The sequence below is a fragment of the Mixta sp. Marseille-Q2659 genome (genome assembly GCF_940807255.1).
In the GTDB taxonomy this organism is placed as follows: Bacteria; Pseudomonadota; Gammaproteobacteria; order Enterobacterales; family Enterobacteriaceae; genus Mixta.
Genome location: NZ_CALNWY010000014.1, coordinates 1 through 23,872, shown reverse-complemented (window position 1 = coordinate 23,872; position 23,872 = coordinate 1). Strand labels below are relative to the sequence as shown.

Genomic DNA, 23,872 nt, shown 5'->3' with positions numbered 1-23,872 from the left:
CAGTGTAAAACACGTCGCCGAACTCCGTGTTGCGGGACAGAAAAAGCATCAGCCAACCTTCAGTTAAAAACGGAAGGTCCCCAGTCAAAACTGTAGCAAGTTAGCCTGCGCTCGTGTCGTGTTGATTACCGAAACAGAGAAAACTTCGGCGGATCGAATTGGCGGAGGAGCAAACGAAAAGAGACGAATGCACGTCAGTGCAGCGGAGAGAACCGGAAGAAAGGATAAAAACCTGGTTCATTACTCTTATCACCTCCACACATGTTGAACATGCGGAAAAAAGGCCTGAGGGTGAAAATCAGATAGATTATCTGACGGGCCAGACGCCTGAAGCGCCCTGTATTTCGCTGAAAACAGCAGCCGCGTTTTATACCGCCCGGCGTGGCAAATTGCAAAAACAAATTATGTAAGCTGTGGTTGCTATCAGAAAATTCTCCCGTCTGCCGATAAGCAGAAAGCACGACCCGACAAAAAAGGGCTGGCAATTCGCTTACAGAGTAACCTAAAATAGACGTCCAGATGTTAATCCGTCTAAACTGGTTAACTTCTGCGCTGCACACGGCTTTGCCTGAAAGGGGCGTTGGATCGGGCGAAGTCTTCCTCCTGCGCCAGGCAGTTGTTAATTAAACCGTTTTAGTAAGGTAAAGAATAAAATGGCTAAACACCTTTTTACTTCAGAGTCCGTATCAGAGGGACATCCTGATAAAATCGCCGACCAGATTTCGGATGCGGTGCTTGATGCGATCCTCGCTCAGGATCCGAAAGCGCGCGTGGCCTGCGAAACTTATGTGAAGACCGGTATGGTCCTGGTAGGCGGTGAAATCACCACCAGCGCCTGGGTTGATATTGAAGAAATCACTCGTCAGACCGTGCGTGATATTGGCTATGTTCACTCCGATATGGGCTTTGACGCCAACTCCTGCGCCGTACTGAGCGCTATTGGCAAACAGTCGCCGGATATTAATCAGGGCGTTGACCGCACCGATCCGCTGGAACAGGGCGCGGGCGACCAGGGCCTGATGTTCGGCTACGCGACCAACGAAACCGACGTGCTGATGCCAGCGCCGGTAACCTATGCGCACCGCCTGGTGCAGCGTCAGTCTGAAGTGCGTAAAAACGGCACGCTGCCGTGGCTGCGCCCGGATGCGAAAAGCCAGGTGACGTTCCAGTACGATGGCGGCAAAATTGTCGGTATCGATGCGGTCGTGCTGTCCACGCAGCATGCTGAAGATATTTCTCAGTCCGCGCTGCAGGAAGCGGTGATGGAAGAGATCATCAAGCCGGTTCTGCCGACCGAATGGCTCTCCTCCGCTACCAAATTCTTTATAAACCCAACCGGCCGTTTCGTTATCGGCGGCCCGATGGGCGACTGTGGCCTGACCGGTCGTAAGATCATCGTCGATACCTACGGCGGCATGGCACGTCACGGTGGCGGCGCGTTCTCCGGTAAGGATCCGTCGAAAGTAGACCGCTCTGCAGCTTACGCGGCGCGCTACGTGGCGAAAAATATCGTTGCCGCTGGCCTGGCTGACCGCTGTGAAATCCAGGTTTCTTACGCTATCGGCGTCGCGGAACCGACGTCCATCATGGTGGAAACCTTCGGTACTGAAAAAATCTCCACCGAACAGCTGACGCTGCTGGTGCGTGAATTCTTCGATCTGCGTCCGTATGGTCTGATTCAGATGCTGGATCTGCTGCAGCCGATCTACCGCGAAACCGCTGCCTACGGTCACTTTGGCCGTGAGCATTTCCCATGGGAAAAAACCGACAAAGCGCAGCAGCTGCGCGACGCGGCCGGTCTGTAATTCCTCTACGCCGCCGCGATCGTCGGTGGCGTCCAGGCAAAAAGGGAGCATGATTTGCTCCCTTTTTTCTGCCTCATGTTTTTTTTCACCAGCTACACTTTTTGTTGCCTGTGTTTACCGCTGGCATGATAACGCTTACAAATCGAAAGGCCTTATATTTCTGCTATTTAGGATTTACACGCGGATGTATTTTAGCGGGAAATGCGTTATTTTCAGCGTCGTCTGATATTCCATTAACACTGGAGTGTCAGAAACTTAACAGGTGCTATACCTTACTGGTTATGTAACCAAAGTCTGGTGATAAATGCTGGTTTTCAGGGTTCCGGCCCGTGTAACCGATTACACCTCTGTGATCCGTCTCACTTTTCACCCTGCTCTGGTTCATTAACATTGATAATTACAATGATGGATACTATTCGGAGGCTATATGCCTGGTAATACTCACAAAGGCAGAACCTCAAATAAGGTTATGACCTTATTTGTCTGCTTTCTTGCTGCACTTGCTGGCCTGCTGTTTGGCCTGGATATTGGCGTAATCGCCGGCGCCCTACCCTTTATCGCCAAAGATTTTAACGTTACCAGTCATCAGCAAGAGTGGATCGTTAGCTCAATGATGTTTGGTGCGGCGATCGGCGCGATCGGCAGCGGCTGGATGTCCTCCCGCCTGGGCCGTAAAAAGAGCCTGATGGCCGGTGCGATTCTGTTTGTTATCGGTTCTCTCTGGTCGGCGATGGCGCCGAACCCGGAAATGCTGATCGCCGCGCGCGTGGTGCTTGGCCTGGCGGTTGGCGTGGCTTCTTATACCGCTCCGCTTTATCTGTCAGAAATCGCCCCGGAGAAAATTCGCGGCAGTATGATTTCGCTCTATCAGCTGATGATTACTATCGGTATTCTCGGCGCCTACCTGTCCGATACCGCTTTCAGCTATACCGGCAACTGGCGCTGGATGCTGGGCGTGATCACCATTCCTGCGGTTCTGCTGCTGGTTGGCGTCTTTTTCCTGCCGAACAGTCCGCGCTGGCTGGCGGCGAAAGGCCATTTCCGCGATGCGCAACGCGTGCTGGATCGTCTGCGCGATACCAGCGAGCAGGCGAAACGCGAACTGGATGAAATCCGCGAAAGCCTGAAAATCAAGCAGACCGGCTGGAGCCTGTTCCGTGAAAACAGCAACTTCCGTCGCGCGGTTTTCCTGGGCGTGCTGTTGCAGGTGATGCAGCAGTTTACCGGCATGAACGTCATCATGTATTACGCGCCGAAAATCTTTGAGATCGCCGGCTTCTCCAATACCACCGAGCAGATGTGGGGCACCGTCATTGTTGGCCTGATCAACGTGCTGGCGACCTTTATCGCTATCGGTCTGGTAGACCGTTGGGGCCGTAAGCCAACACTGACGCTGGGCTTCCTGGTGATGGCGGTTGGTATGGGCATACTGGGCACCATGCTGCACATCGGCATCGAATCGCAGAGCGCGCAATACTTTGCGGTTGCCATGCTGCTGATGTTTATCATCGGTTTCGCCATGAGCGCCGGCCCGCTGATTTGGGTACTCTGCTCTGAAATTCAGCCGCTCAAAGGACGTGATTTCGGGATTACCGTTTCCACCACCACTAACTGGATTGCGAATATGATCGTCGGTGCCACCTTCCTGACGATGCTGAATACGCTGGGCAACGCCAACACCTTCTGGGTATACGCTGGCCTGAATATCCTGTTTATCATCTTTACGGTGATGCTGATTCCGGAAACGAAAAACGTTTCCCTGGAACATATCGAACGTAACCTGATGTCCGGTAAAAAACTGCGCGATATTGGTTCACACGACTAATCACGCCGCACTTAACAGCCGGGGCCGCTTTTGCCGCCCCGGCTTTTTTATTGCTGTCGCCTGGTTTCCCGCGCGCACCTTATCAGGCCGACCATTGTTTTCTCGTCTGACGCACCGTATTCTTTGCCGCTATGAAACCCGTCCGCCTTCCCATTGCTCTCCAGCAGAGCGTTATGCGCGCGCTGCGCGAGAAGCTGCAGCAGGCCAATCAGCGCCTGGCGCGCAACTACCCAGAGCCGAAGCTGATCTATCAGCAGCGCGGCACCGCCGCAGGCACCGCCTGGCTGGAAAGCTGGGAGATCCGCCTTAATCCGGTGCTGCTACAGGAAAACCAGCAGGCTTTTATTGAAGAAGTGGTACCGCACGAACTGGCGCACCTGCTGGTCTGGCGACACTTTGGCCGCGTGCCGCCGCACGGCAAGGAGTGGAAATGGATGATGGAAACCATTCTGGAAGTACCGGCGCGCCGCACACATCAATTTGAAGTTGCTTCGGTGCGCGGCAAAGCTTTCCCTTATCGCTGCCGCTGTCAGCAGCACCATCTTACCGTGCGCCGTCATAACCGCGTGCTGCGCGGCGAAACCGAATACCGCTGCGTTCACTGCGGCGATCGCCTCCAGCCCGGTGAATATAGTCCGCCAGCCAGCTAAGCCCGGCTTTTCCTGTCAATCACCGCTTTGCCATTCCGACAGCCGACGCAATCTGGTACGCTGCGCGCTCTTTTTCATCAGTTGTAAAAATGGAATATGTCTCGCAAATTTCTCTTTACCGTTGCTTTTACCGCCCTGCTGGCGCCTTTAGCGGCTCACAGCCTGAGCGTAAAAACCTATCATCAAAATAACTTTCAGCAGGCGAAAAAAGTCTCGGCTGAAATTAATGCCGATGCGCCAGGCTCCTTTTACTGCGGCTGTAAAATTAACTGGCAGGGAAAAAAAGGGATCCCCGATCTGGCGTCCTGCGGTTATCAGGTGCGCAAAAATGCGAACCGCGCGAGCCGTATCGAATGGGAACATGTGGTTCCCGCCTGGCAGTTCGGTCATCAGCGTCAGTGCTGGCAGAACGGCGGCCGTAAAAATTGCAGCAAGGATGAAGGCTACCGGCAGATAGAGTCCGACCTGCATAACCTACAGCCAGCGATTGGCGAGGTTAATGGCGATCGCGGTAACTTTATGTACAGCCAGTGGAACGGCAGCGAGCGCCAGTATGGCCAGTGCGAAATGAAGATCGATTTTAAAAACAAGCTGGCGGAGCCGCCGGCGCGCGCGCGCGGCGTTATTGCCCGTACTTATTTCTACATGCGCGATCGCTACCAGCTGCGCCTTTCGCGTCAGCAAACCCAGCTGATGGAAGTGTGGGATAAGCAATATCCGGCCACCGCCTGGGAATGCGAACGCGACAAGCGCATCGCGAAGATTCAGGGAAATCACAACCCTTATGTCCAGCGAGCTTGCCAGCGTTAAAAACGCTGCCCTAAACTTACTTTAGCGCGTGATAAGGTTGCGCTTATCACGCGAAGATACTTTATGCCGTGCGCCTGCGCGGCCTGTTACCATCAGGAACGTCATGCGAAAACCCCGCATTTATCATCCCGAAACCTTAACGGTCGGCCAGGAGATCGCCCTGAGCGAAGACGCCGCTAATCACGTTGGCCGGGTGCTGCGTATGAGCAGCGGCCAGGCGCTGGAACTGTTCGATGGCAGTAATCTGGTTTTTGACGGCGAAATTTTACGCGCCGATAAGCGCAGCGTAACGGTGAAAATTACGGAAAGCCGCATGGATAGCCGTGAATCCCCGCTTCATCTGCACCTTGGGCAGGTAATGTCGCGCGGCGAAAAAATGGAATTCACCATTCAAAAGTCGATTGAACTGGGCGTAAATGTAATTACCCCCTTGTTTTCTGAGCGCTGCGGCGTAAAGCTTGATGCCGAGCGACAGGCGAAAAAAATCCAGCAGTGGCAAAAAATCGCCATTGCCGCCTGCGAACAGTGCGGACGCAATGTGGTGCCGGAAGTACGTGAAGCGATGACGCTGGAAGCCTGGTGCGCTGAGCAGGATGAGGCGTTAAAGCTGAATCTTCATCCGCGCGCGCAGCACAGCATTAATACACTGCCGCAGCCGGTTGAGCGGGTCCGCCTGCTGATTGGCCCGGAAGGTGGTTTGTCCGCCGATGAGATCGCCATGACCGGGCGCTATGATTTTACCGATATCCTGCTTGGCCCACGCGTACTCCGCACCGAGACGACCGCGCTGACCGCCATCACGGCGCTCCAGGTCAGATTTGGCGATCTCGGTTAAGCTAACGGGCGGCCCATTGCGTTAAGCCCGAAAAAAGAATTTATGCCAACCTGCGCGGCAAGCGGCATACCGCCCGCCCGATCGAGGAGAACAGAATGATTAAGCTTGGCATCGTCATGGATCCGATTACGACGATCAATATTAAAAAAGACTCCAGCTTTGCAATGCTGCTGGAAGCACAGCGCCGCGGTTACGAAATTCACTACATGGAGATGAACGATCTCTATCTGCGCGGCGGCGTGGCGCGTGCCCGCACCCGTCAGTTGAGCGTTGAACAGGACTACGAAAAGTGGTTTGAGTTCGGCAGCGAGCAGGATATTCCGCTGTCCGATCTGAACGTCATTCTGATGCGTAAAGATCCGCCTTTCGACACAGAATTTATCTACGCAACCTATATGCTGGAACGTGCCGAGGAACAGGGCGTGCTGATCGTTAACAAGCCGCAGAGCCTGCGCGACTGTAATGAAAAGCTGTTTACCGCCTGGTTTGCCGAACTGACGCCCGATACGCTGGTCACCCGCGATGCGAAACGCATTCGCGAATTCTGGGGCGAGCATGGCGATATTATTCTGAAGCCGCTGGACGGTATGGGCGGCTCCTCTATTTTCCGCGTGAAAAAGGATGATCCGAACGTTGCGGTCATTATGGAAGCGCTCACCAATCATGGTCGCTTCTACTGTATGGCGCAGAACTATCTGCCCGCGATCAAGGATGGCGATAAGCGCGTGCTGGTGGTCGATGGCGAGCCGGTGCCTTACTGCCTGGCGCGTATCCCGCAATCGGGCGAAACGCGCGGCAACCTGGCGGCAGGCGGACGCGGTGAAGCACGCCCGCTGACGGAAAGCGACTGGGAAATCGCACGGCGCGTAGGTCCGACGCTGAAAGAGAAAGGACTGATTTTTGTTGGGCTGGATATTATCGGCGATAAGCTGACTGAAATTAATGTCACCAGCCCAACCTGCATACGTGAAATCGAAGCCGCCTTCCCGGTCTCCATCACTGGTATGTTGATGGATGCTATTGAGAAGCGTCTGGCGTGACTCTGAACGGGGCTGTCGCCCCGTTTTAAACCCGTTAAATGCCTCTTCGGTCATACGCCGTTAGCCTTTAACCCGTATTCAGAACGAGTGAGAATGAATTTACAGCACCATTTTTTAATTGCGATGCCCGCTCTCCAGGATCCGCTGTTTAAACGTTCGGTGGTGTATATCTGTGAGCATAACCAGGATGGCGCCATGGGGCTGATTATTAATAAGCCGATGGAGAATCTGACGGTTGACGGTATCCTGACCAAACTGAAAATTGCCCCTTCGCCGCGCGATCCGCAGGTCAAGCTGGATAAACCGGTTTTTTCCGGTGGCCCGCTGGCGGAAGATCGCGGATTTATTCTGCATTCTGCGCAGCGCACCTTTGCCTCCAGCATTCGTATCTCCGATAACACCGTGATTACCACCTCGCGTGATGTGCTGGAGTCGCTCGGTACGCCGGAGCAGCCGGAGCATGTGCTGGTGGCGCTGGGCTACTGCGCCTGGGAAAAAGATCAGCTGGAAGGCGAACTGCTGGAAAATGCCTGGCTCACCACGCCAGCCAACAGCAATATCCTTTTCCATACGCTGATTGCCGATCGCTGGCGTGAAGCGGCGAAAAGCATCGGCGTCGATATTCACAACATTACCAGCGATGCAGGTCACGCCTGATGAGCAGCATGACCCTTCTGGCATTTGATTTTGGCACCAAAAGCATCGGTGTGGCGGTCGGCCAGCAGCTTACCGGCACCGCCCGCCCGCTGACCGCGCTGAAAGCACAGGACGGCGTGCCTGACTGGACGCAAATTGAACGTCTGCTGCTGGAGTGGCAGCCACAGCAGGTGGTAGTCGGCCTGCCGTTAAATATGGATGGCAGCGAACAACCGCTGACCGCCAGGGCGCGTAAATTTGCCAACCGGCTGCACGGTCGTTTCGGCGTTCAGGTCGTACTGCATGACGAGCGGCTTAGCACCGTCGAGGCACGCGCCGATCTGTTTGCACGCGGCGGTTATAAGGCGCTTACCAAAGGCAGCGTCGATTCCCTTTCCGCCGTCATTATCCTGGAAAGCTGGTTTGAGAACCTTCCGGCATAGTAATTAATCCCTGCTGCTGTCGCTGTAGCAGGCTCTGCTCAAAAGTCTGCATACCGGCCTGCATGCCGGTTTGCAGCAGGCCGCCGATCTGATGCGTTTTCCCTTCCCGAATCAGGTTCGCGATCGCGGGCGTATTAATTAATACTTCATACAGCCCGACACGCCCTCCCGCTTTCGCCGCCATCAGCCGCTGCGCGATTACAGCTTTCAGACTGGCTGCCAGCTGGCTGCGTACCAGACTCTTTTGCTCCGCCGGAAAAACATCGATCAGGCGATCAACCGCCTGGGCAGCGCTGCGCGTGTGCAGCGTCGCCAGCACCAGATGCCCCGTTTCCGCAGCGGTGAGCGCCAGTGCGATAGTATCCAGATCGCGCAGCTCGCCCAGCAGAATCACATCCGGATCTTCACGCAGTGCAGCGCGCAGCCCCTGCTGGAAGCTGCTGCAGTGCTGGCCTACCTGACGCTGCTGAATTAACGACTGGCGGCTTTGATGGATAAACTCGATGGGATCTTCCAGCGTAATAATATGGCGAGCCGTCCGCTGGTTGAGCATATCGACCATGGCGGCCAGCGTGGTGGATTTACCGCTGCCGGTGGCGCCGCTAATCAGTATCAGCCCGTCCTGCTGCTGCAATAAGGCTGGTACGCAGGCAGGCAGCCGCAGCGCCTCCAGCGTTGGACAACAGCTGGCGATAGTGCGCAACACCAGCGAGATGCCCTGCCGCTGCCGGAAAAGATTAGCGCGCAGACGCTGGCCGCTGGCGGTGGTAATAGCGAAATCGACGTGGCCGTTATGCGCCAGGCTCTGATGCTGCTCCGCATTCAGCCAGCGCTGACAGAGCGCTTCCAGCGCCTCCGGCCTGGTGGCTGCGCGATCGGGGATAACCTGCAATACGCCATCAAGTCGCCAGCGTGGCAAATGTCCGCTACAAAGGTGCAGATCGGCCGCATTATGCTTTACACTAAGGGCCACGATTTCCTCCACATCCATGACTTTCTCCTGACTATGACTTCAATTCAGCACAACTTACAGGAAGTTCGCCAGCGAATCGCAGCGGCGGCGGCACGTTGCGGCCGCTCTCCAGAAGAAATTACGCTGCTTGCCGTCAGTAAAACCAAACCTGCGAGCGATGTCGCAGAAGCGCTGCAGGCAGGACAACTTGCCTTTGGTGAAAACTATGTACAGGAAGGCGTGGACAAAATTCTGACGCTGGCGGGCGCTTATCAACCGGAGTGGCACTTTATCGGCCCGCTGCAATCCAATAAGAGCCGTCTGGTCGCTGAGCATTTCGCCTGGTGTCATACGGTAGACCGCCTGCGTATCGCTACGCGCCTGAACGATCAGCGTCCGGCGCATCTGCCGCCGCTAAATGTGCTTATCCAGGTAAATATCAGCGACGAAAACAGTAAATCTGGCATTATGCCGGATGCCCTGCCGGAGCTGGCGCAGGCGGTCGCCGCGTTGCCCAACCTGCAACTGCGTGGGCTGATGGCGATTCCGGCGCCGGAAAAAGATTATCAGCGTCAGCTGGCGGTCTGTCAGGAGATGGCAGACCTGCTAGCCTCGCTGAAAAAGCATTACCCATCCGTCGATACACTTTCTCTGGGAATGAGCGACGATATGGAGGCCGCGATCGCGGCAGGCAGTACCATGGTTCGTATCGGCACCGCCATTTTCGGCGCGCGCGATTACGGCGCCACTCCCCCACAACAATAATTGAGGAACCTCATGCTGACGTTGACTTTTCTGGTAACGACGCTGATTAATCTGTACGTGAAAGTGTTGTTGCTGCGCATCTGGATGCAGTGGGCAAGATGCGATTTCTATAACCCGTTTTCCCAGTTTGTGGTCAAAATTACCCAGCCGGTAATCAAACCGCTGCGCCGCGTTATCCCCTCCATTGGCCCCATAGATACCGCTTCGCTGCTGCTGGCGTACGTCCTGAGTGTGCTGATGTTCACTGTGGTTTTCGCCCTGCAAAGCACCGTATTTCTGTTCGATCCGGTGTTCCTCTATTTTGGCCTGGTTTCGCTGGTTAAAGCGGCGGGCGTGCTGGTGTTTTGGGTAATTATTGTTCGCTCGCTGATGAGCTGGATTAGCCAGGGCCGCAACCCGGTTGATTATGTGCTGATTCAGCTGACCGAGCCGCTGATGGCGCCGGTTCGCCGTTTTCTGCCTGCCATGGGCGGTATCGATTTCTCCGCGATGGTGGTGATTCTGATCCTCTATATGCTGAACTTCCTGGGTATGGATTTCATTCCCGGCTGGGCGCAGCTGTAATTTTTAGTGTCGTAAAGAGTTCTGGAACTGATATGCAAAAAGTTGTCCTCGCCACCGGTAATCCCGGCAAAGTGCGCGAACTGGCCGACCTGCTGGCTGACTTTGGCCTGAATGTGGTGGCACAAACCGATTTAGGCGTCGGCTCCGTTGAGGAAACCGGCTTAACCTTTATCGAAAATGCCATTCTGAAAGCGCGTCATGCCGCGCAGGTCACCGGCCTGCCGGCGATTGCCGACGATTCCGGGCTGGCGGTGGATGCGCTCGGCGGCGCGCCGGGCATCTATTCGGCGCGCTATGCCGGTCTGGAGGCCAGCGACCAGCAGAATCTGGAGAAGCTACTGGTTACGCTGAAAGATGTCCCGGAAGGCAAGCGTCAGGCGCAGTTCCACTGCGTGCTGGTTTATCTGCGCCATGCGGCCGATCCAACGCCGTTGGTTTGCCATGGCAGCTGGGCTGGTGAAATTATTCGCGCGCCTGCCGGTGCGGGCGGCTTCGGCTACGATCCGATCTTTTATGTCCCGACGCTGGGTAAAACCGCCGCCGAGTTAAGCAAAGCGGAGAAAATCGCCGTCTCCCATCGCGGCCAGGCGCTGGCGCTGCTGCTGGAAGCGATGCGTAATGGCTAACCTTCCGCCGCTCAGCCTTTATATTCATATTCCGTGGTGCGTGCAGAAATGCCCTTACTGCGATTTCAACTCGCATGCCCTGAAAGGCGAAGTGCCGCATGAGGAATATGTCAATCATCTGCTGGCCGATCTGGAGCGCGATCTGCCGCTGACCAGCGGGCGCGAAGTCGCGACGATCTTTATCGGCGGCGGCACGCCCAGCCTGTTAAGCAGCACCGCAATGCAGCAATTGCTGGACGGCGTGCGGGCGCGCCTGCCGCTGGCATCCGGTGCGGAAATTACCATGGAAGCCAATCCTGGCACGGTAGAAGCGGATCGCTTTAGCGCCTATCAGCAGGCCGGGATTAACCGCATCTCTATTGGCGTGCAGAGTTTCAGTCCGCTGAAACTTCAACGCCTGGGACGCATTCACGGCCCGGAAGAGGCGAAGCGCGCCGCGCAGTTAGCCGCCGGACTTGGCCTGCGCAGCTTTAATCTGGATTTGATGCACGGCCTGCCGGATCAGTCGCTTACCGAGGCGCTGGACGATTTGCGTCAGGCAATTGCGCTGAATCCGCCGCATCTTTCCTGGTATCAGCTCACCATCGAGCCAAATACGCTGTTCGCTTCGCGTCCGCCGGTGCTACCGGATGATGATGCGCTGTGGGATATTTTTGAACAGGGCCATCAGCTGTTAACGGCGGCGGGCTACCAGCAGTATGAAACGTCCGCCTATGCCAAACCTGGCTATCGCTGCGAGCATAACCTTAACTACTGGCGTTTCGGCGACTATCTCGGCATCGGCTGCGGCGCGCACGGCAAGCTTACACAGCCGGATGGCCGCATTGTGCGTACCGTAAAAACGCGTCATCCGCGCGGCTTTATGGCAGGCAATTATCTGGATAAGCAGCACGATGTGGCGGATGCGGATAAACCGTTCGAGTTCTTTATGAACCGCTTCCGTCTGCTGGAACCCGCGCCGCGCCGCGACTTTACCCGCTATACCGGTCTGACTGAAGCGATAATTCGCGCGCCGTTAGATAGTGCGTTAGAAAAGGGTTATTTGACGGAGACGCCGGAATACTGGCAGGTAACGGAGAAAGGAAAGCTGTTCCTTAACTCTCTGTTAGAACTGTTCCTGGCGGAATAAGGCCTTTAGCTGAAATAACGTGTCAGACGCCTTTAAAAGCAATATATGTTGCGCTTATTAAGGCTGTTAAGAAAACCGCCCCTGACGGACTCTCCGCCAGGGGCGCTGCTTATTTTATGCCTGCCAGCACGGTTTTACGCTGGTTTTCCAGCGTGGTGACGCGATTACAGACTTCACGGCCAAAGTTCTGGAAATCCTGTTCCTGATTGCTCCACTCCGCCTGAATCGCCTGCTGCAAACCGCCCAGGTTACCCATAATCGCCTGCAACGGATTGCTGCCCTGTCCGGCCTGCTTCGTGCCCATTTCATTCAGGCTATCCTGCACCACGCCGCCCAGGCTGCTTTGCACCAGGCGCTCACCGTCGGCGCGTACCTGATCGATTGCCTGATGATGAAAGGTTAAACCGTCGCTGCGGTGTTCGATAATACGGTTCATCTGCTGCTTCAGCTGCTCGTCCAGCGTGGTCAGTCGATTGCGTACATTGCTGTCGGCGCCCAGCTTTTCAACGATCACTTTATCCAGTGCGATCCGGCCTTTCTCCAGCCGCTGTGTGGCGCCCTGATCGACCCACGGCAGATCGCGACGCAGCGCCGCCTGATAATCAAGCGCCTTCTGACGTGTCGCATTATCAACCTGAACTGACTTACCGTTGTACTGTAGATCGCCTTTGGGCGAGATCACCAGATTTCCGCTGGCGCCCACCACCTGTACCGATTGCGGCGTAATCACCACATCATCCTGCGGTTTTACCGCACATTCATAAGCCGCGTGCGCCTGCACCGCCGCCAGAAGAAGTGCCACCGTCAGCGCTTTACGCATCATAAAATACTCCCTGGATTCGTTATGGGAAGTTTTGCCCTTCTCGCTTACAAAGGCAAAAAACAGGCGCTGGCGGTATCTGCCGCGCCCTGAGGAGCTGATAGCTATCGTATAAACGCGCGCTGACCAGGAGTCTTTGGCGTGCGTTAGCTTAAGGTTTAGTCCCACCAAACATCAAAGAGTTCCGTGACCTTAACCGCTTCCATGTTGCGCCCTTCCAGCCACTGGCGTACCAGTTCGCGGTGTTCATCGCTGCATTTACCGATCTTCTGCAGACAAACCAGGCCTTCCCACTGCAGATAACCGCTGCCGTCAAACGCCAGGCCGTTCGGCTCGATTACTTCATTAATAAAGGCATCAACGACGGCGTCAATCTCTTCTGGCGCCGTACCCTGCGGGAAAGTCCAGGCAACGGAAAAGCCCAGCTCCTGAAACTCGTCAATATGCAGTTTCTTACGTAAACGGCGGCTACGCTGTGTTGCCATTATTTCACCCTCTCAAACATTAAATCCCATACGCCGTGGCCCAGTCGCTGCCCGCGCTGCTCAAATTTCGTTAATGGCCGGGTTTCCGGGCGCGGTACATAATCACCGGTTGCTGACTGGTTTTGATAACCTTCCACGCTGCTCATCACTTCCAGCATATGTTCTGCATATCCCTGCCAGTCGGTCGCCATATGGAACACGCCGCCCAGCTTCAGCTTGCGCAGTACCAGCTCGGCAAATGGTACCTGCACGATGCGACGCTTGTTGTGGCGCGCTTTATGCCAGGGATCGGGGAAAAAGAGCTGTACCATGCGCAGCGAGTTATCCGGGATCATTTTCTCCAGCACCTCGACCGCATCGTGGCACATCACGCGCAGATTGCTGAGTTCGGCTTCCTGGGCCGATCCGAGACAGGCACCAACGCCCGGCGCATGTACCTCAATGCCAAGGAAGTTCTGCTCTGGATTCGCGCTGGCCATCGCCACCAGCGATGCGCCCATGCCGAAACCAATCTCCAGCACCACCGGCGCCTCACGGCCAAATAACGCCACCAGATCCACCGGCTCCGCCTGATATTCCACGCCCATAACCGGCCATAAGGTATCAAGCGCCTGCTGCTGACCTTTTGTCAGGCGGCCCTGACGACGCACAAAGCTGCGGATACGACGCAAAGGGCGCCCGTTTTCATCAAATTCCGGTGTGATGACGTCATTAATCATGTCGTTGCCTGCCTGTCTGCATATTCAGGAAAACGGGCATTATGCAAAGTTACCGGACAGAAGCAAGCACTTGCAAAGTTCCGGTTTACTCCACGCAATGTCTATGCTGGAATGCCTGCCTGAGTGTAGAGCAATAACGGAAATTTTCCTTCTTATGATGCAAGCGCAACAGTTCGCGCAGCAGGTGCTGGACTGGTATCAGCGCTTCGGACGTAAAACCCTGCCGTGGCAACTGGCCAAAACGCCTTATAAGGTTTGGCTCTCCGAAGTCATGCTGCAACAAACCCAGGTCACCACCGTTATCCCCTATTTTGAACGCTTTATGGCGCGCTTTCCGACGGTCAACGATCTGGCCGCAGCGCCGCTGGATGAAGTGCTTCATCTGTGGACCGGCCTGGGTTATTACGCCCGCGCGCGCAACTTACATAAGGCGGCGCAGACTATTGCCGAGCGCCATCAGGGTGAGTTTCCACAAACCTTCGATGAAGTCGCCGCTCTGCCCGGCGTCGGCCGCTCTACCGCGGGCGCGGTAGTGTCGCTGGCGCTGGGCCAGCACTATCCGATTCTGGACGGCAATGTGAAACGGGTGCTGGCGCGCTGCTATGCGGTCGGCGGCTGGCCGGGGAAAAAAGAGGTGGAAAAACGCCTCTGGCAGATTGCCGAAGAGGTGACGCCCGCGGCAGGCGTCAGCCAGTTTAATCAGGCGATGATGGATCTCGGCGCGCTGGTTTGCACGCGCTCTAAACCTAAATGTGAGATCTGCCCGCTAAATAATGGCTGTATTGCTTACGCTGAAGGCAGCTGGGCCAGCTATCCCGGTAAAAAGCCGAAACAGATCCTGCCGGAGCGTGTCGGCTATATGCTGCTGATGCAGCGTGGCGACAAGGTCTGGCTGGAGCAACGGCCGCCGGTCGGGCTGTGGGGCGGTCTGTTTTGTTTTCCGCAGTTCGCCAGCGAAGAAGAATTACGCGACGGATTAAAAGCCCGCGGCATCGCCAACGCGTCGCTACAACAGCTGACTGCTTTTCGTCATACTTTTAGCCATTTCCACCTGGATATTGTGCCAATGTGGCTGGAGCTGCCATCCTCAGGCGCGGCGATGGATGAAGACGCGGGTCTCTGGTATAACTTAGCGCAACCACCGGCCGTGGGCTTAGCCGCACCGGTTGAACGCCTGCTGCAAGAATTGCGGCATCCCCAGCAAATAGCGCTGCACATGCGCGTTAATGAAGAGGAAGAGTAATGAGCCGCACAATTTTCTGTACATTTCTGCAACGCGAAGCTGAAGGCCAGGACTTTCAGCTCTACCCAGGCGAACTGGGCAAACGCATCTACAATGAGATCTCGAAAGAAGCCTGGTCACAGTGGATGAGCAAACAGACCATGTTGATTAACGAGAAAAAGCTCAACATGATGAACCCGGAAGATCGCAAAGTGCTGGAGAAGGAGATGGTTAATTTCCTGTTCGAAGGCAAAGATGTCCACATCGAAGGTTATACCCCACCAGAGAAATAACATTTGGGCCTCACTTGAGGCCCCTGTTTTGGGTTCAGCACAGATACGATGAAAAAAAAATTTATTGCCTTGCTAGTGATAGCGCCGCTGTTGGTTTCCTGTTCAGGAAGTAAAAAAGAAGTTTTTCATGAGGAATGGGTAAAAGATACCAACGGCTTTGACATTTTGATGGGCCAGTTTGCTCATAACATCGAGAATATCTGGGGTATCAATGAAGTCCTGATCGCGGGTCCAAAAGACTACGTTAAGTACAGCGACAGCTATTACACCCGCAGCCATATCAACTTTGAAAAGGGCTCAATCACCATTGAGACCATTTCAGGCACCGATCCGACCGCCAGCCTGCGTCAGGCGATTATTACCACCTTGCTGATCGGTGAGGATCCGGGCAACGTCGATCTCTATTCGGACGCCAACGATGTGCAGCTGAGCAAGGAGCCGCTGCTCTATGGCCAGGTGCTGGATAACACCGGCCAGCCTATCCGCTGGCAGGGACGTGCCGCCAGCTTTGCTGACTACCTGATCCAGAATAAGCTGCAGCGCCGCGTTTCGGGTCTGCATGTGATCTGGTCGGTGACCATCCCGATGGTGCCGAACCATCTCGACAAGCGCGCCCATAAATATTTGCCTATCGTGCGTAAGGCCGCAGAGAAATATAACGTCGATGCGTCGCTGATCCTGGCGATTATGCAGATTGAGTCGAGCTTTAACCCCTATGCCGTCAGCCATTCCGACGCGCTGGGGCTGATGCAGGTGGTTCAGCATTCCGCAGGCCTCGACGTATTCAGGATGAAAGGAAAATGGGGCAAACCGAGCCGCAGCTATCTGTTCGATCCTGAGAACAATATCGATACCGGCACCGCCTACCTGTCGATTTTGCAGGATAACTATCTGAGCGGCATTGCTAACCCGGTTTCGCGTCGTTATGCGGTAATAACCGCCTACAACGGCGGCGCAGGCAGCGTGTTGCGCGTTTTCTCCAGCGATAAAGATCGGGCTTTCGCCCAGATTAACGCCATGTCGCCGAGCGAAGTTTATGACACGCTGACGAAGCGGCATCCTTCCGCCGAATCACGTCGCTATCTGTATAAAGTTAATAACGCCCAGCGCAGTTATCATCGCTTTTAATCATGTTTCCCAGGCCAGCCTCTCCGGCTGGCTTTTTTCTTGCCTGCCTGAAATATGGCTGAAATACGATTCTTCCCTACAGTTAATTTCTCTATTCTCCGGCGCGGCGTTGTATCTCGATAACCCGACCTCACTGAATGACCTGTTCTATTTTTCATATGGCCAAACGCTGGAATATAAAGAAAAACGTGGCAGCCGTAACCACGCGTTCTGGTATTTAATCCCTTACGGCTACTGATCGCTTAATTTATACGCCAGCAAAAACAGCTACAGCCAGCCCGGTAATGACTCCAACTTACTGATAGTGTTTTATGTTCAGATAATGCCCGATGACCTTGTCATGCAGCTCCACCGATTTTGAGAACGACAGTGACTTCCGTCCCAGCCTTGCCAGATGTTGTCTCAGATTCAGGTTATGTCGCTCAATGCGCTGAGTGTAACGCTTGCTGATAACGTGCAGCTTTCCCTTCAGGCGTGATTCGTACAGCGGCCAGCCATCCGTCATCCATACCACGACCTCAAAGGCCGACAGCAGGCTCAGAAGACGCTCCAGTGTGGCCAGAGTGCGTTCACCGAAGACGTGCGCCACAACCGTCCTCCGTATCCTGTCATACGCGTAAAACAGCCAGCGCTGACGTGATTTAGCACCGACGTAGCCCCACTGTTCGTCCATTTCAGCGCAGACAATCACATCACTGCCCGGTTGTATGCGCGAGGTTACCGACTGCGGCCTGAGTTTTTTAAGTGACGTAAAACCGTGTTGAGGCCAACGCCCATAATGCGTGCACTGGCGCGACATCCGACGCCATTCATGGCCATATCAATGATTTTCTGGTGCGTACCGGGCTGAGAGGCGGTGTAAGTGAACTGTAGTTGCCATGTTTTACGGCAATGAGAGCAGAGATAGCGCTGATGTCCGGCAGTGCTTTTGCCGTTACGCACCACGCCTTCAGTAGCGGAGCAGGAAGGACATCTGATGGAAATGGAAGCCACGCAAGCACCTTAAAATCACCATCATACACCAAATCAGTAAGTTGGCAGCATTACCCAGCCAGCCCTTAACCGGCGAGCTGTCAGATTATTACTATTTTGATCTTCAGGCCTGTATTTCTTTCGAACTGGGCGGTTTACAGCTGAGCTATCTGCTGCAATATTCGCCAGATAAGCTGATTACCAGGATCAGTTCAGCATCGGTAACCGCTGGAGCGTTCGCGGTTTCGATGGCGAAAATAGCCTGACCGGCAAAATAGCGGCTGGTTCCTGAGCAACACGGTTAATCTGAATTTGCCGCAGTGGCAGCATCAGCTCTATGCGGGCGTTGATTACGGCCAACTTATTAGCTGCGCCGATAACAGCGAACCGGGCAAACATATGGCTGGCGGCGTTATAGGCGTCCGCGGCGAACGCTGAGGCGCGGGCTATCATCTGTTTGCCGGTGTGCCGCTTTATAAGCCTCATCATTATCAAACCGATAATTTAACGCTCGGCTTTAACGTGCAGTGGGAATATTAAAAAAGGGTAGCCGATCGCTCGGCTACCCTTTTTGCTCTTCCGTTAGCGCAACAGCATGTTGACTAAAGGAAGTATTTAAGGCCCTGGTGTTGGCGCTAAAAATTAACGCTGAATATTTTTAAACTGCTTCGTTGTATTGGTTAAAGCGACTTCTGTAGGTAAACGTTCCATCGAGCTGGCGCCGTAAAAGCCGTCGCACAGCGGGCAATTATCCATAATAAACTGTGCATCTTCCGGCGTGGAGATAGGGCCGCCGTGACACAATACAATAATATCTTCGCGTACCGCTTTGGCCGCCTGTGCCCAGGCGTTAATTAGCGGTACGCAATCCTCCAGCTTCAATGCGGTTTCCGCGCCGATATTGCCGCCGGTGGTTAATCCCATATGCGGTACGATAATATCCGCGCCCGCCTCGGTCATCGCGACAGCATCCTGTTCGCTAAAAACATACGGCGTGGTCAGCATATCTTTCTGGTGCGCCAGGCGGATCAATTCCACTTCCAGCCCGTATCCCATGCCGGTCTCTTCCAGATTAGCGCGGAAATTACCATCAATCAGGCCAACCGTCGGAAAGTTTTGTACGCCGGAAAAGCCGAGCGCCTTTAAGTCATCAAGAAATTTATCAAACTGGCAGAAAGGATCGGTGCCGTTCACGCCAGCCAGCACCGGCGTCTGTTTTACTACCGGCAGCACCTCTTTCGCCATCTCAACGACGATCTCATTGGCGTTACCGTAAGCCAGCAGCCCGGCCAACGAGCCACGGCCTGCCATGCGGTAGCGGCCTGAATTATAAATAACGATCAGATCGATACCGCCAGCCTCTTCGCATTTAGCGGACAGCCCGGTTCCCGCTCCGCCGCCGATGATGGGCTCACGCCGGTCGATCATCGCGCGAAACTTCGCCAGCAATTCCTGTCGGTTTAACGCAGGCATGATTAGAACTCCCTGGTGTTGATAGTACGAAACGCCTCGACTGCAGCGTCAGCAAACTTTGCATCATTAATGTTATAAGGTAATCGTATTATTTTTCTTTTTTCGGTAGGAATCAGTTCTGCTTCCAGCGTAGCGATAAACGCTTCATTCGCTTCAGGAGACCAGAATGGCATCCCCGGCGCGTCGAGTGCGGAAAAACCGCCCTCTGGAATCAGGAACCGAACCTCCCCTTCGCAGCGATTAAGCTTGGCGGCAATCCACTTCGCCATCGCGCGGTTTTCGCCTGGTGTGGTGCGCATTAGCGTGACCTGGGCGTTGTGATGATAAAACAGCCGGTCCGCATATTTTTCCGGCACGCTCGACGGATGGCCGAAATTGACCATATCCAGCGCGCCGCAGGAAACAACATAAGGTATTTGTGAGCGGGCAATCGCATCAAAGCGCGTTTCGCCGCAGGCCAGTACGCCGCCAGCCAACAGATCGCAAACTTCTGTCGTCGTCAGATCCAGCACGCCCGCCAGCATGCCGCTATCCGCCAGTTTTTCCATCGCCATGCCGCCGCTACCGGTCGCGTGAAAAACCAGACAATCGAATTCATTCTCCAGCTGTTGGCTTACCGCCTGAATACAGGGCGTGGTAACGCCAAACATGGTCAAGCCCAGCGCGGGCTTGTCGTCAGGGCAGGCTTCCGGCTGAAACAGCACTGCGCCCGCAATCTGGTGGGCGGCATTTCCCAGCACCTGGCGTGAAATGCGATTAAGGCCCGCCACATCGGTAACGGAGTAGAGCATGCTGATGTCGCTGGCGCCGATATAGCCGGCAATATCGCCGGAGGCCATCGTCGAGACCATCACTTTTGGCACGCCGACCGGTAAATCCTGCATCGCTGGCGTAATCACCGCCGTGCCGCCAGAACCGCCTAACCCAAGGATGCCGGCGACATCCTGCCGTGTTTAAGGTAATTCTGAAAAGCGAGCGACATCGCCGCAATGGCGCGTCCGCGATCGCCGCAGAAAACCGCGTCGGCTCCTTCTGGATGAAAAGCCGCAATTTCATCTGGCTTCACATCTGCTGCAGAATTCGCGCTAAGTCCTTGTGTTGACAGATCAACCGTGCGCACAGGCAAACCAGTTTTCCTAATCAAATCGCGAACGTAAAACAGTTCCCTTCCTTTAGTATCCGCCGTAGCAGCAATATAGATGTAACCGGTTTCTTCTTTCATTTCCGTTAAACGTTCCTGTTATAAAAGCCAATAAAGACTTGATAAAACTGAAATAAAAACCAAAATATTACAGATAAGCGGATGAGAAACTGTCCGTTCGAGACAACAGTATCATCGTCATGATTGTTAAATCAAGCGAATGAAATGCCGGTCTCAGTAATAATGAGAAAAAACTGATGATTAAACAGAACGAATTGTTCGCTGATAATGTTACCAGTTCTGCTATAGTGCCAACGGCGACAGGCGAAACACCAGGCTTCCGGTCCAATTTTGAGTAAACAAGGGGTTAAAGTGGTTGAGAGGGACACCCAGGCGGGTATGCCTATGACGTCCACGCGCGCACGTACGCGCAGACTATTAATTGAAACAGCGATGAAAATGTTTGATAGCGGCAGCTTTCCTTCCATTACGGAAGTGGCACAGGCGGCTCAGCTATCGCGTGCTACGGCGTATCGTTATTTTCCTACCCAGAGCGCGCTGGTTTCGGCAATCGTGACCGAAACGCTTAGTCCGATGAAAAATTTTCAGCCTACCCAGCCGGATGTTAGCGATCGCATCGATGAACTGCTGGCCTTCGCTTTTCCGCGCATGTTGCAACATGAAGGCACGCTGCGCGCCGCGCTCCATTTATCGTTAACGCAATGGGCGCAAACCCGTTCTACCGATCTGCCGCTGGTGAAAGAAAAGCTGGTACGCGGCAACCGTAAACAAACGCTGCAGCGCGTTGTTGAACCATTGCGCAGCGAGCTTTCTCCCGATCTGCTGCAAAAAGTGTTGTATGCGTTATCACTGGTATATGGCTCTGAGATCTTTCTGGTGATGAAGGATATTTGGGGCTGTGATGACGATGCTTTACAGGATGTGGCGCGCTGGATCGCGAAAGCCATCGTGCGCCAGGCGCGGGAAGATGCGCAGGCTGGAGAATAACGTACGCTTAGTCTGCTGGCTGCGGAGCATGATTTCCTCTGGCAGCCTTTAATGACCCGCTGACGACCAGGTTAATTCTTAAACAGTGTTTTCCGCCGCCCTCTTTTTTACTGCGCTAATATATGACTGGACAAGGCATATTGCACCTTTATCTTCTGAAATTGCCCCGCCGCCGCAAAGCGTGCGCTGCCTCCTCTCTTTAAAATCAATATCTCTCACTTACAACACATTCTTATGTATGCTGTACAAGCGCGTCGGAAAAAGCGAAAATCAGAACAGGATTTTACCGGAATAGTTATACCGTTCCGGCGCAAGTTTTGTAATTCAGATGCAAAACAACATCATCGAAATGGAGTCAGCATGATAAATTTTCTTGATATTAACTACCAAAAGTTATCAGAGCAAAGGTCAAATGAACTATTTATCCTGAGAAAAGAAACCTTCAAGGATCGGCTGGACTGGGCTGTTAACTGCATCAATGGTATGGAGTTTGATGAATATGACAATGAAAACACGACATACGTTTTCGGTATTCATAACGACAACGTATTATGCAGCGTGCGATTTATCGAAACGCGCCATCCAAATATGATCAGCCATACCTTTGCACCCTGGTTTGATAATGTCAAACTGCCTGAAGGTAATTATGTTGAATCAAGCCGTTTCTTTGTTGATAAAGAACGCGCTCGCTCTTCTGAGCTATATCAATATCCCGTCAGCAGCATGCTTTTCCTGGCGATGGTAAATTATGCGCGCCATTACAAATATGAAGGAATATATACGCTGGTCAGCCATGCCATGCTACGTATATTAAAACGTTCTGGTTGGGAAATTTCAGTTGTAGAACAGACGCTTTCCGAGAAAAAAGAGAAAATATATATCGTGTTTTTACCGATTGACGATAAAAACCGCGATATACTGATTGAAAAATCGAACCAGGATAAACTTTTTGATGACAATAAGTTAGCCAAATGGCCTCTGAATTTTCAGCCTAGCCCGCAGCCGGTTTAATAAGCTGTAATTCGATGCCCATCCTGATGGCATGTTTCGCGTTCATGACGCCCAGTTTTTTAACAACGTTACCAATGTGAAACTTCACGGTACTGACTTTGATACCCAGGATGAGCGCTATTTCTTGATAAGTCTTTCCAACGCTGGCCCAGTAAAGGATCTCATTCTCACGCGGTGAAAACATATCTTTGCTCACCTGCTTTTTACTGGCCGCGTTATCCTCTGTTTCCTTATACAGCGAGATAATTTTCTCATGCACCTGGATCAATAGCATCTGTAATTGGTCTTCGTGCTGCGCAACGATCGCTTCCGTCTCGCTTACGCGATTTTCATTCATCAAAATAGAAAGCAAAGCCAGGTTATTGTAATAATCATGCAAAACAAATGTATGACCATTAACAATTTTATAATTTTTCGATAAATTAAAAATCTTGGAGAAGTTCAGCTCGCTGTTAATAGTGATATTCTCGTCCCAGGAATAAGGCGAGATGCGCGTGAACGCAGCAATTACCACCGGATCGATTTGCTGGTAATTATTTTCTTTATATATTTCCACCCACTCTTTGGGATAGTTGGAAATAATCACCATGTCAGCCGGGTTCTTTTTATTCAGAACCATATAGGCGTATTTTAAATCACCCAGCTGGCTTAGTTTGCTGTCAAAATAATGCTGTGCGGTGTCGATGATTGCCTGATTTTCTGGAAAAAATAGTGACATCCATAACCTCAAAATAACGTTGTATCGTCCTTAATCTACCCGCAAACGCAGGGCCCTATACTAAAGTCTAACTTACAACCATGCTACATACATCGTAAAGTGTATGAAAGTAAAAGACAAAGATTAAATTTTAAGCAAAAAAAAACCTGACCAGTTAGATCAGGTTGCCATTTGGCCAACACCAGGGAAAATTTATCTAAAAATTATCATACAGTTAACTAAGGGCCGTCAAGATAATCCCTCAGTCTGTAATGATATATCCATATAACCGTTTTACCCCTTCCTCATCCTTTTCTGTATAAACACCCTGCAATTCTGGTGAAAAACCCGGTAGCAGGTTTATGCCCTCTTCCAGCGCCAGAAAATAACGTAATGCCGCCCCGCCCCAGACTTCACCAGGCACCACGCACAGCACGCCGGGCGGATAAGGCAGCGCGCCCTCTGCGGCAATCCTTCCTTCCGCCTGCGCAATCGCAACCAGCTCAACATCGCCACGAATAAATGCCTGATTCGCATCTTGTGCGTTCATACGCACCTGCGGCAGGCCAGACTGACGAAACATCGCTTTCTGGAGATCTTTTACGCCATAGCTTACATAAAGATCGTGCATCTCCTGACAGAGACGACGCAGCCTGTAGCCGCGATAGCGCTCGGCGTGTTTACTGTACAGCACCGGCAGTACCTCGCTCATCGGTGAATCATCCTGAATATGCTGTTCAAAGCGCGCCAGCATCGCCACCAGATGCGCCATTTTCTCCGGGCTTTCCGCAGGCGTTAGCAGAAACAGAATAGAGTTCAGATC

At 53.4% G+C, this 23,872-nt stretch carries 26 protein-coding genes and 2 pseudogenes; 19 read left to right on the top strand and 9 right to left on the bottom strand.

What is annotated here, in order from left to right; genetic code table 11:
• Positions 1–158 precede the first annotated feature (158 nt).
• The 9 genes from P3C52_RS11700 to ruvX all read left to right on the top strand — a co-directional run bounded on the left by P3C52_RS11700 (position 159) and on the right by ruvX (position 8,044).
• A complete protein-coding gene (locus P3C52_RS11700; protein ID WP_275555170.1) occupies positions 159–410 on the top strand; it encodes a hypothetical protein in 252 nt (83 codons plus the stop codon).
• Between the two features lie 243 nt (positions 411–653).
• Positions 654–1,805, top strand: a complete 1,152-nt coding sequence (gene metK, locus P3C52_RS11695) for a methionine adenosyltransferase (RefSeq protein ID WP_275555169.1) — start codon at positions 654–656, stop codon at positions 1,803–1,805.
• Between the two features lie 427 nt (positions 1,806–2,232).
• Positions 2,233–3,630: a sugar porter family MFS transporter gene (locus tag P3C52_RS11690; protein WP_275555168.1), complete on the top strand. Its 1,398-nt coding sequence runs from the start codon at positions 2,233–2,235 to the stop codon at positions 3,628–3,630.
• A gap of 131 nt (positions 3,631–3,761) precedes the next feature.
• Complete coding sequence (locus tag P3C52_RS11685) at positions 3,762–4,280, top strand: SprT family zinc-dependent metalloprotease (RefSeq protein WP_275555167.1); 519 nt, start codon at positions 3,762–3,764, stop codon at positions 4,278–4,280.
• A gap of 96 nt (positions 4,281–4,376) precedes the next feature.
• Positions 4,377–5,090, top strand: a complete 714-nt coding sequence (endA, locus tag P3C52_RS11680; RefSeq protein WP_275555166.1) for a deoxyribonuclease I — start codon at positions 4,377–4,379, stop codon at positions 5,088–5,090.
• A gap of 103 nt (positions 5,091–5,193) precedes the next feature.
• Positions 5,194–5,925, top strand: a complete 732-nt coding sequence (gene rsmE, locus P3C52_RS11675) for a 16S rRNA (uracil(1498)-N(3))-methyltransferase (protein WP_275555165.1) — start codon at positions 5,194–5,196, stop codon at positions 5,923–5,925.
• A gap of 95 nt (positions 5,926–6,020) precedes the next feature.
• On the top strand, positions 6,021–6,965 hold the full coding sequence (gene gshB / locus P3C52_RS11670; protein ID WP_275555164.1) for a glutathione synthase: 945 nt from the start codon (positions 6,021–6,023) through the stop codon (positions 6,963–6,965).
• Positions 6,966–7,058: 93 nt separating this feature from the next.
• A complete protein-coding gene (locus P3C52_RS11665; RefSeq protein ID WP_275555163.1) occupies positions 7,059–7,622 on the top strand; it encodes a YqgE/AlgH family protein in 564 nt (187 codons plus the stop codon).
• On the top strand, positions 7,622–8,044 hold the full coding sequence (gene ruvX / locus P3C52_RS11660; RefSeq protein ID WP_275555162.1) for a Holliday junction resolvase RuvX: 423 nt from the start codon (positions 7,622–7,624) through the stop codon (positions 8,042–8,044). The genes P3C52_RS11665 and ruvX overlap by 1 nt, the downstream gene beginning before the upstream one ends.
• Here the strand turns inward: ruvX and P3C52_RS11655 are convergent.
• A complete protein-coding gene (locus tag P3C52_RS11655; protein ID WP_275555161.1) occupies positions 8,007–9,035 on the bottom strand; it encodes a type IV pilus twitching motility protein PilT in 1,029 nt (342 codons plus the stop codon). The genes ruvX and P3C52_RS11655 overlap by 38 nt on opposite strands.
• Before the next feature lie 15 nt (positions 9,036–9,050).
• Between P3C52_RS11655 and P3C52_RS11650 the strand changes: the two genes are divergently transcribed.
• From P3C52_RS11650 to hemW, 4 genes are read left to right on the top strand one after another with little or no spacing between them, the layout of a single operon-like run.
• A complete protein-coding gene (locus P3C52_RS11650; protein WP_275555160.1) occupies positions 9,051–9,761 on the top strand; it encodes a YggS family pyridoxal phosphate-dependent enzyme in 711 nt (236 codons plus the stop codon).
• 12 nt (positions 9,762–9,773) lie between these two features.
• Positions 9,774–10,325: a YggT family protein gene (locus tag P3C52_RS11645; protein ID WP_275555159.1), complete on the top strand. Its 552-nt coding sequence runs from the start codon at positions 9,774–9,776 to the stop codon at positions 10,323–10,325.
• A 32-nt stretch (positions 10,326–10,357) separates the two neighbouring features.
• Positions 10,358–10,951 (top strand): XTP/dITP diphosphatase, encoded by a 594-nt coding sequence (locus P3C52_RS11640; protein WP_275555158.1) that lies wholly within the window; start codon positions 10,358–10,360, stop codon positions 10,949–10,951.
• The gene (hemW, locus tag P3C52_RS11635) at positions 10,944–12,080 is read left to right on the top strand and encodes a radical SAM family heme chaperone HemW (protein ID WP_275555157.1); all 1,137 of its coding nucleotides are present in this window, start codon (positions 10,944–10,946) and stop codon (positions 12,078–12,080) included. Before P3C52_RS11640 ends, hemW begins: the two co-directional genes overlap by 8 nt.
• Positions 12,081–12,189: 109 nt before the next feature.
• Here hemW and P3C52_RS11630 read toward each other — a convergent pair whose 3' ends face one another.
• From P3C52_RS11630 to trmB, 3 genes are all read right to left on the bottom strand, one after another.
• Positions 12,190–12,903 (bottom strand): DUF2884 domain-containing protein, encoded by a 714-nt coding sequence (locus tag P3C52_RS11630; RefSeq protein WP_275555156.1) that lies wholly within the window; start codon positions 12,901–12,903, stop codon positions 12,190–12,192.
• 155 nt (positions 12,904–13,058) lie between these two features.
• Positions 13,059–13,385, bottom strand: coding sequence for a YggL family protein (locus P3C52_RS11625; protein ID WP_275555155.1), 327 nt, complete (start codon positions 13,383–13,385; stop codon positions 13,059–13,061).
• Positions 13,385–14,104, bottom strand: coding sequence for a tRNA (guanosine(46)-N7)-methyltransferase TrmB (gene trmB, locus P3C52_RS11620; RefSeq protein ID WP_275555154.1), 720 nt, complete (start codon positions 14,102–14,104; stop codon positions 13,385–13,387). The genes P3C52_RS11625 and trmB overlap by 1 nt, the downstream gene beginning before the upstream one ends.
• Positions 14,105–14,258: 154 nt before the next feature.
• Between trmB and mutY the strand changes: the two genes are divergently transcribed.
• The 3 genes from mutY to mltC are packed head-to-tail and all read left to right on the top strand — an operon-like array spanning position 14,259 to position 16,747.
• Positions 14,259–15,347, top strand: a complete 1,089-nt coding sequence (gene mutY / locus P3C52_RS11615) for an A/G-specific adenine glycosylase (protein WP_275555153.1) — start codon at positions 14,259–14,261, stop codon at positions 15,345–15,347.
• A complete protein-coding gene (locus tag P3C52_RS11610) occupies positions 15,347–15,619 on the top strand; it encodes an oxidative damage protection protein (protein WP_275555152.1) in 273 nt (90 codons plus the stop codon). Before mutY ends, P3C52_RS11610 begins: the two co-directional genes overlap by 1 nt.
• A gap of 48 nt (positions 15,620–15,667) precedes the next feature.
• Positions 15,668–16,747, top strand: a complete 1,080-nt coding sequence (mltC, locus tag P3C52_RS11605; protein WP_275555150.1) for a membrane-bound lytic murein transglycosylase MltC — start codon at positions 15,668–15,670, stop codon at positions 16,745–16,747.
• Positions 16,748–17,042: 295 nt separating this feature from the next.
• Here mltC and P3C52_RS11600 read toward each other — a convergent pair.
• A protein-coding gene (locus P3C52_RS11600; RefSeq protein ID WP_094106546.1) for an IS1 family transposase occupies positions 17,043–17,740 on the bottom strand; the annotation gives its coding sequence in 2 pieces (ribosomal slippage) (positions 17,043–17,491 and positions 17,491–17,740; 699 coding nt in all).
• Positions 17,741–17,781: 41 nt separating this feature from the next.
• Here P3C52_RS11600 and P3C52_RS11595 point away from each other — a divergent pair.
• Positions 17,782–17,985, top strand: coding sequence for a hypothetical protein (locus tag P3C52_RS11595; protein ID WP_275555149.1), 204 nt, complete (start codon positions 17,782–17,784; stop codon positions 17,983–17,985).
• Between the two features lie 376 nt (positions 17,986–18,361).
• Here P3C52_RS11595 and P3C52_RS11590 read toward each other — a convergent pair whose 3' ends face one another.
• A complete protein-coding gene (locus tag P3C52_RS11590; protein WP_275555148.1) occupies positions 18,362–19,192 on the bottom strand; it encodes a phosphoenolpyruvate hydrolase family protein in 831 nt (276 codons plus the stop codon).
• Between the two features lie 2 nt (positions 19,193–19,194).
• Positions 19,195–20,414, bottom strand: a pseudogene (locus tag P3C52_RS11585) (Tm-1-like ATP-binding domain-containing protein).
• 318 nt (positions 20,415–20,732) lie between these two features.
• Here P3C52_RS11585 and P3C52_RS11580 point away from each other — a divergent pair.
• Together P3C52_RS11580 and P3C52_RS11575 are read left to right on the top strand one after the other, a co-directional pair.
• The gene (locus P3C52_RS11580) at positions 20,733–21,341 is read left to right on the top strand and encodes a TetR/AcrR family transcriptional regulator (protein WP_275555147.1); all 609 of its coding nucleotides are present in this window, start codon (positions 20,733–20,735) and stop codon (positions 21,339–21,341) included.
• 360 nt (positions 21,342–21,701) lie between these two features.
• Positions 21,702–22,352: an acyl-homoserine-lactone synthase gene (locus P3C52_RS11575; protein ID WP_275555146.1), complete on the top strand. Its 651-nt coding sequence runs from the start codon at positions 21,702–21,704 to the stop codon at positions 22,350–22,352.
• On the opposite strand, the gene P3C52_RS11570 is transcribed toward P3C52_RS11575, so the two are convergent.
• Complete coding sequence (locus tag P3C52_RS11570) at positions 22,333–23,070, bottom strand: LuxR family transcriptional regulator (protein ID WP_275555145.1); 738 nt, start codon at positions 23,068–23,070, stop codon at positions 22,333–22,335. The two genes, P3C52_RS11575 and P3C52_RS11570, sit on opposite strands and share 20 nt — an antisense overlap.
• Positions 23,071–23,311: 241 nt before the next feature.
• Positions 23,312–23,872, bottom strand: a pseudogene (locus tag P3C52_RS11565) (ornithine decarboxylase); the annotation flags it as partial.

Bases quoted from the DNA above. Each gene is read 5' to 3' on its own strand.
- ruvX (WP_275555162.1), top strand. From the start codon at position 7,622: ATGAGCAGCATGACCCTTCTGGCATTTGATTTTGGCACCAAAAGCATC.
- P3C52_RS11575 (WP_275555146.1), top strand. From the start codon at position 21,702: ATGATAAATTTTCTTGATATTAACTACCAAAAGTTATCAGAGCAAAGG.
- rsmE (WP_275555165.1), top strand. From the start codon at position 5,194: ATGCGAAAACCCCGCATTTATCATCCCGAAACCTTAACGGTCGGCCAG.
- P3C52_RS11690 (WP_275555168.1), top strand. From the start codon at position 2,233: ATGCCTGGTAATACTCACAAAGGCAGAACCTCAAATAAGGTTATGACC.
- P3C52_RS11650 (WP_275555160.1), top strand. From the start codon at position 9,051: ATGACTTCAATTCAGCACAACTTACAGGAAGTTCGCCAGCGAATCGCA.
- trmB (WP_275555154.1), bottom strand. From the start codon at position 14,104: ATGATTAATGACGTCATCACACCGGAATTTGATGAAAACGGGCGCCCT.
- P3C52_RS11590 (WP_275555148.1), bottom strand. From the start codon at position 19,192: ATGCCTGCGTTAAACCGACAGGAATTGCTGGCGAAGTTTCGCGCGATG.
- P3C52_RS11645 (WP_275555159.1), top strand. From the start codon at position 9,774: ATGCTGACGTTGACTTTTCTGGTAACGACGCTGATTAATCTGTACGTG.
- P3C52_RS11655 (WP_275555161.1), bottom strand. From the start codon at position 9,035: ATGGATGTGGAGGAAATCGTGGCCCTTAGTGTAAAGCATAATGCGGCC.
- P3C52_RS11640 (WP_275555158.1), top strand. From the start codon at position 10,358: ATGCAAAAAGTTGTCCTCGCCACCGGTAATCCCGGCAAAGTGCGCGAA.
- P3C52_RS11610 (WP_275555152.1), top strand. From the start codon at position 15,347: ATGAGCCGCACAATTTTCTGTACATTTCTGCAACGCGAAGCTGAAGGC.
- P3C52_RS11580 (WP_275555147.1), top strand. From the start codon at position 20,733: ATGCCTATGACGTCCACGCGCGCACGTACGCGCAGACTATTAATTGAA.
- P3C52_RS11685 (WP_275555167.1), top strand. From the start codon at position 3,762: ATGAAACCCGTCCGCCTTCCCATTGCTCTCCAGCAGAGCGTTATGCGC.
- P3C52_RS11665 (WP_275555163.1), top strand. From the start codon at position 7,059: ATGAATTTACAGCACCATTTTTTAATTGCGATGCCCGCTCTCCAGGAT.
- mltC (WP_275555150.1), top strand. From the start codon at position 15,668: ATGAAAAAAAAATTTATTGCCTTGCTAGTGATAGCGCCGCTGTTGGTT.
- P3C52_RS11570 (WP_275555145.1), bottom strand. From the start codon at position 23,070: ATGTCACTATTTTTTCCAGAAAATCAGGCAATCATCGACACCGCACAG.
- mutY (WP_275555153.1), top strand. From the start codon at position 14,259: ATGATGCAAGCGCAACAGTTCGCGCAGCAGGTGCTGGACTGGTATCAG.
- endA (WP_275555166.1), top strand. From the start codon at position 4,377: ATGTCTCGCAAATTTCTCTTTACCGTTGCTTTTACCGCCCTGCTGGCG.
- metK (WP_275555169.1), top strand. From the start codon at position 654: ATGGCTAAACACCTTTTTACTTCAGAGTCCGTATCAGAGGGACATCCT.
- P3C52_RS11630 (WP_275555156.1), bottom strand. From the start codon at position 12,903: ATGATGCGTAAAGCGCTGACGGTGGCACTTCTTCTGGCGGCGGTGCAG.
- hemW (WP_275555157.1), top strand. From the start codon at position 10,944: ATGGCTAACCTTCCGCCGCTCAGCCTTTATATTCATATTCCGTGGTGC.
- P3C52_RS11625 (WP_275555155.1), bottom strand. From the start codon at position 13,385: ATGGCAACACAGCGTAGCCGCCGTTTACGTAAGAAACTGCATATTGAC.
- gshB (WP_275555164.1), top strand. From the start codon at position 6,021: ATGATTAAGCTTGGCATCGTCATGGATCCGATTACGACGATCAATATT.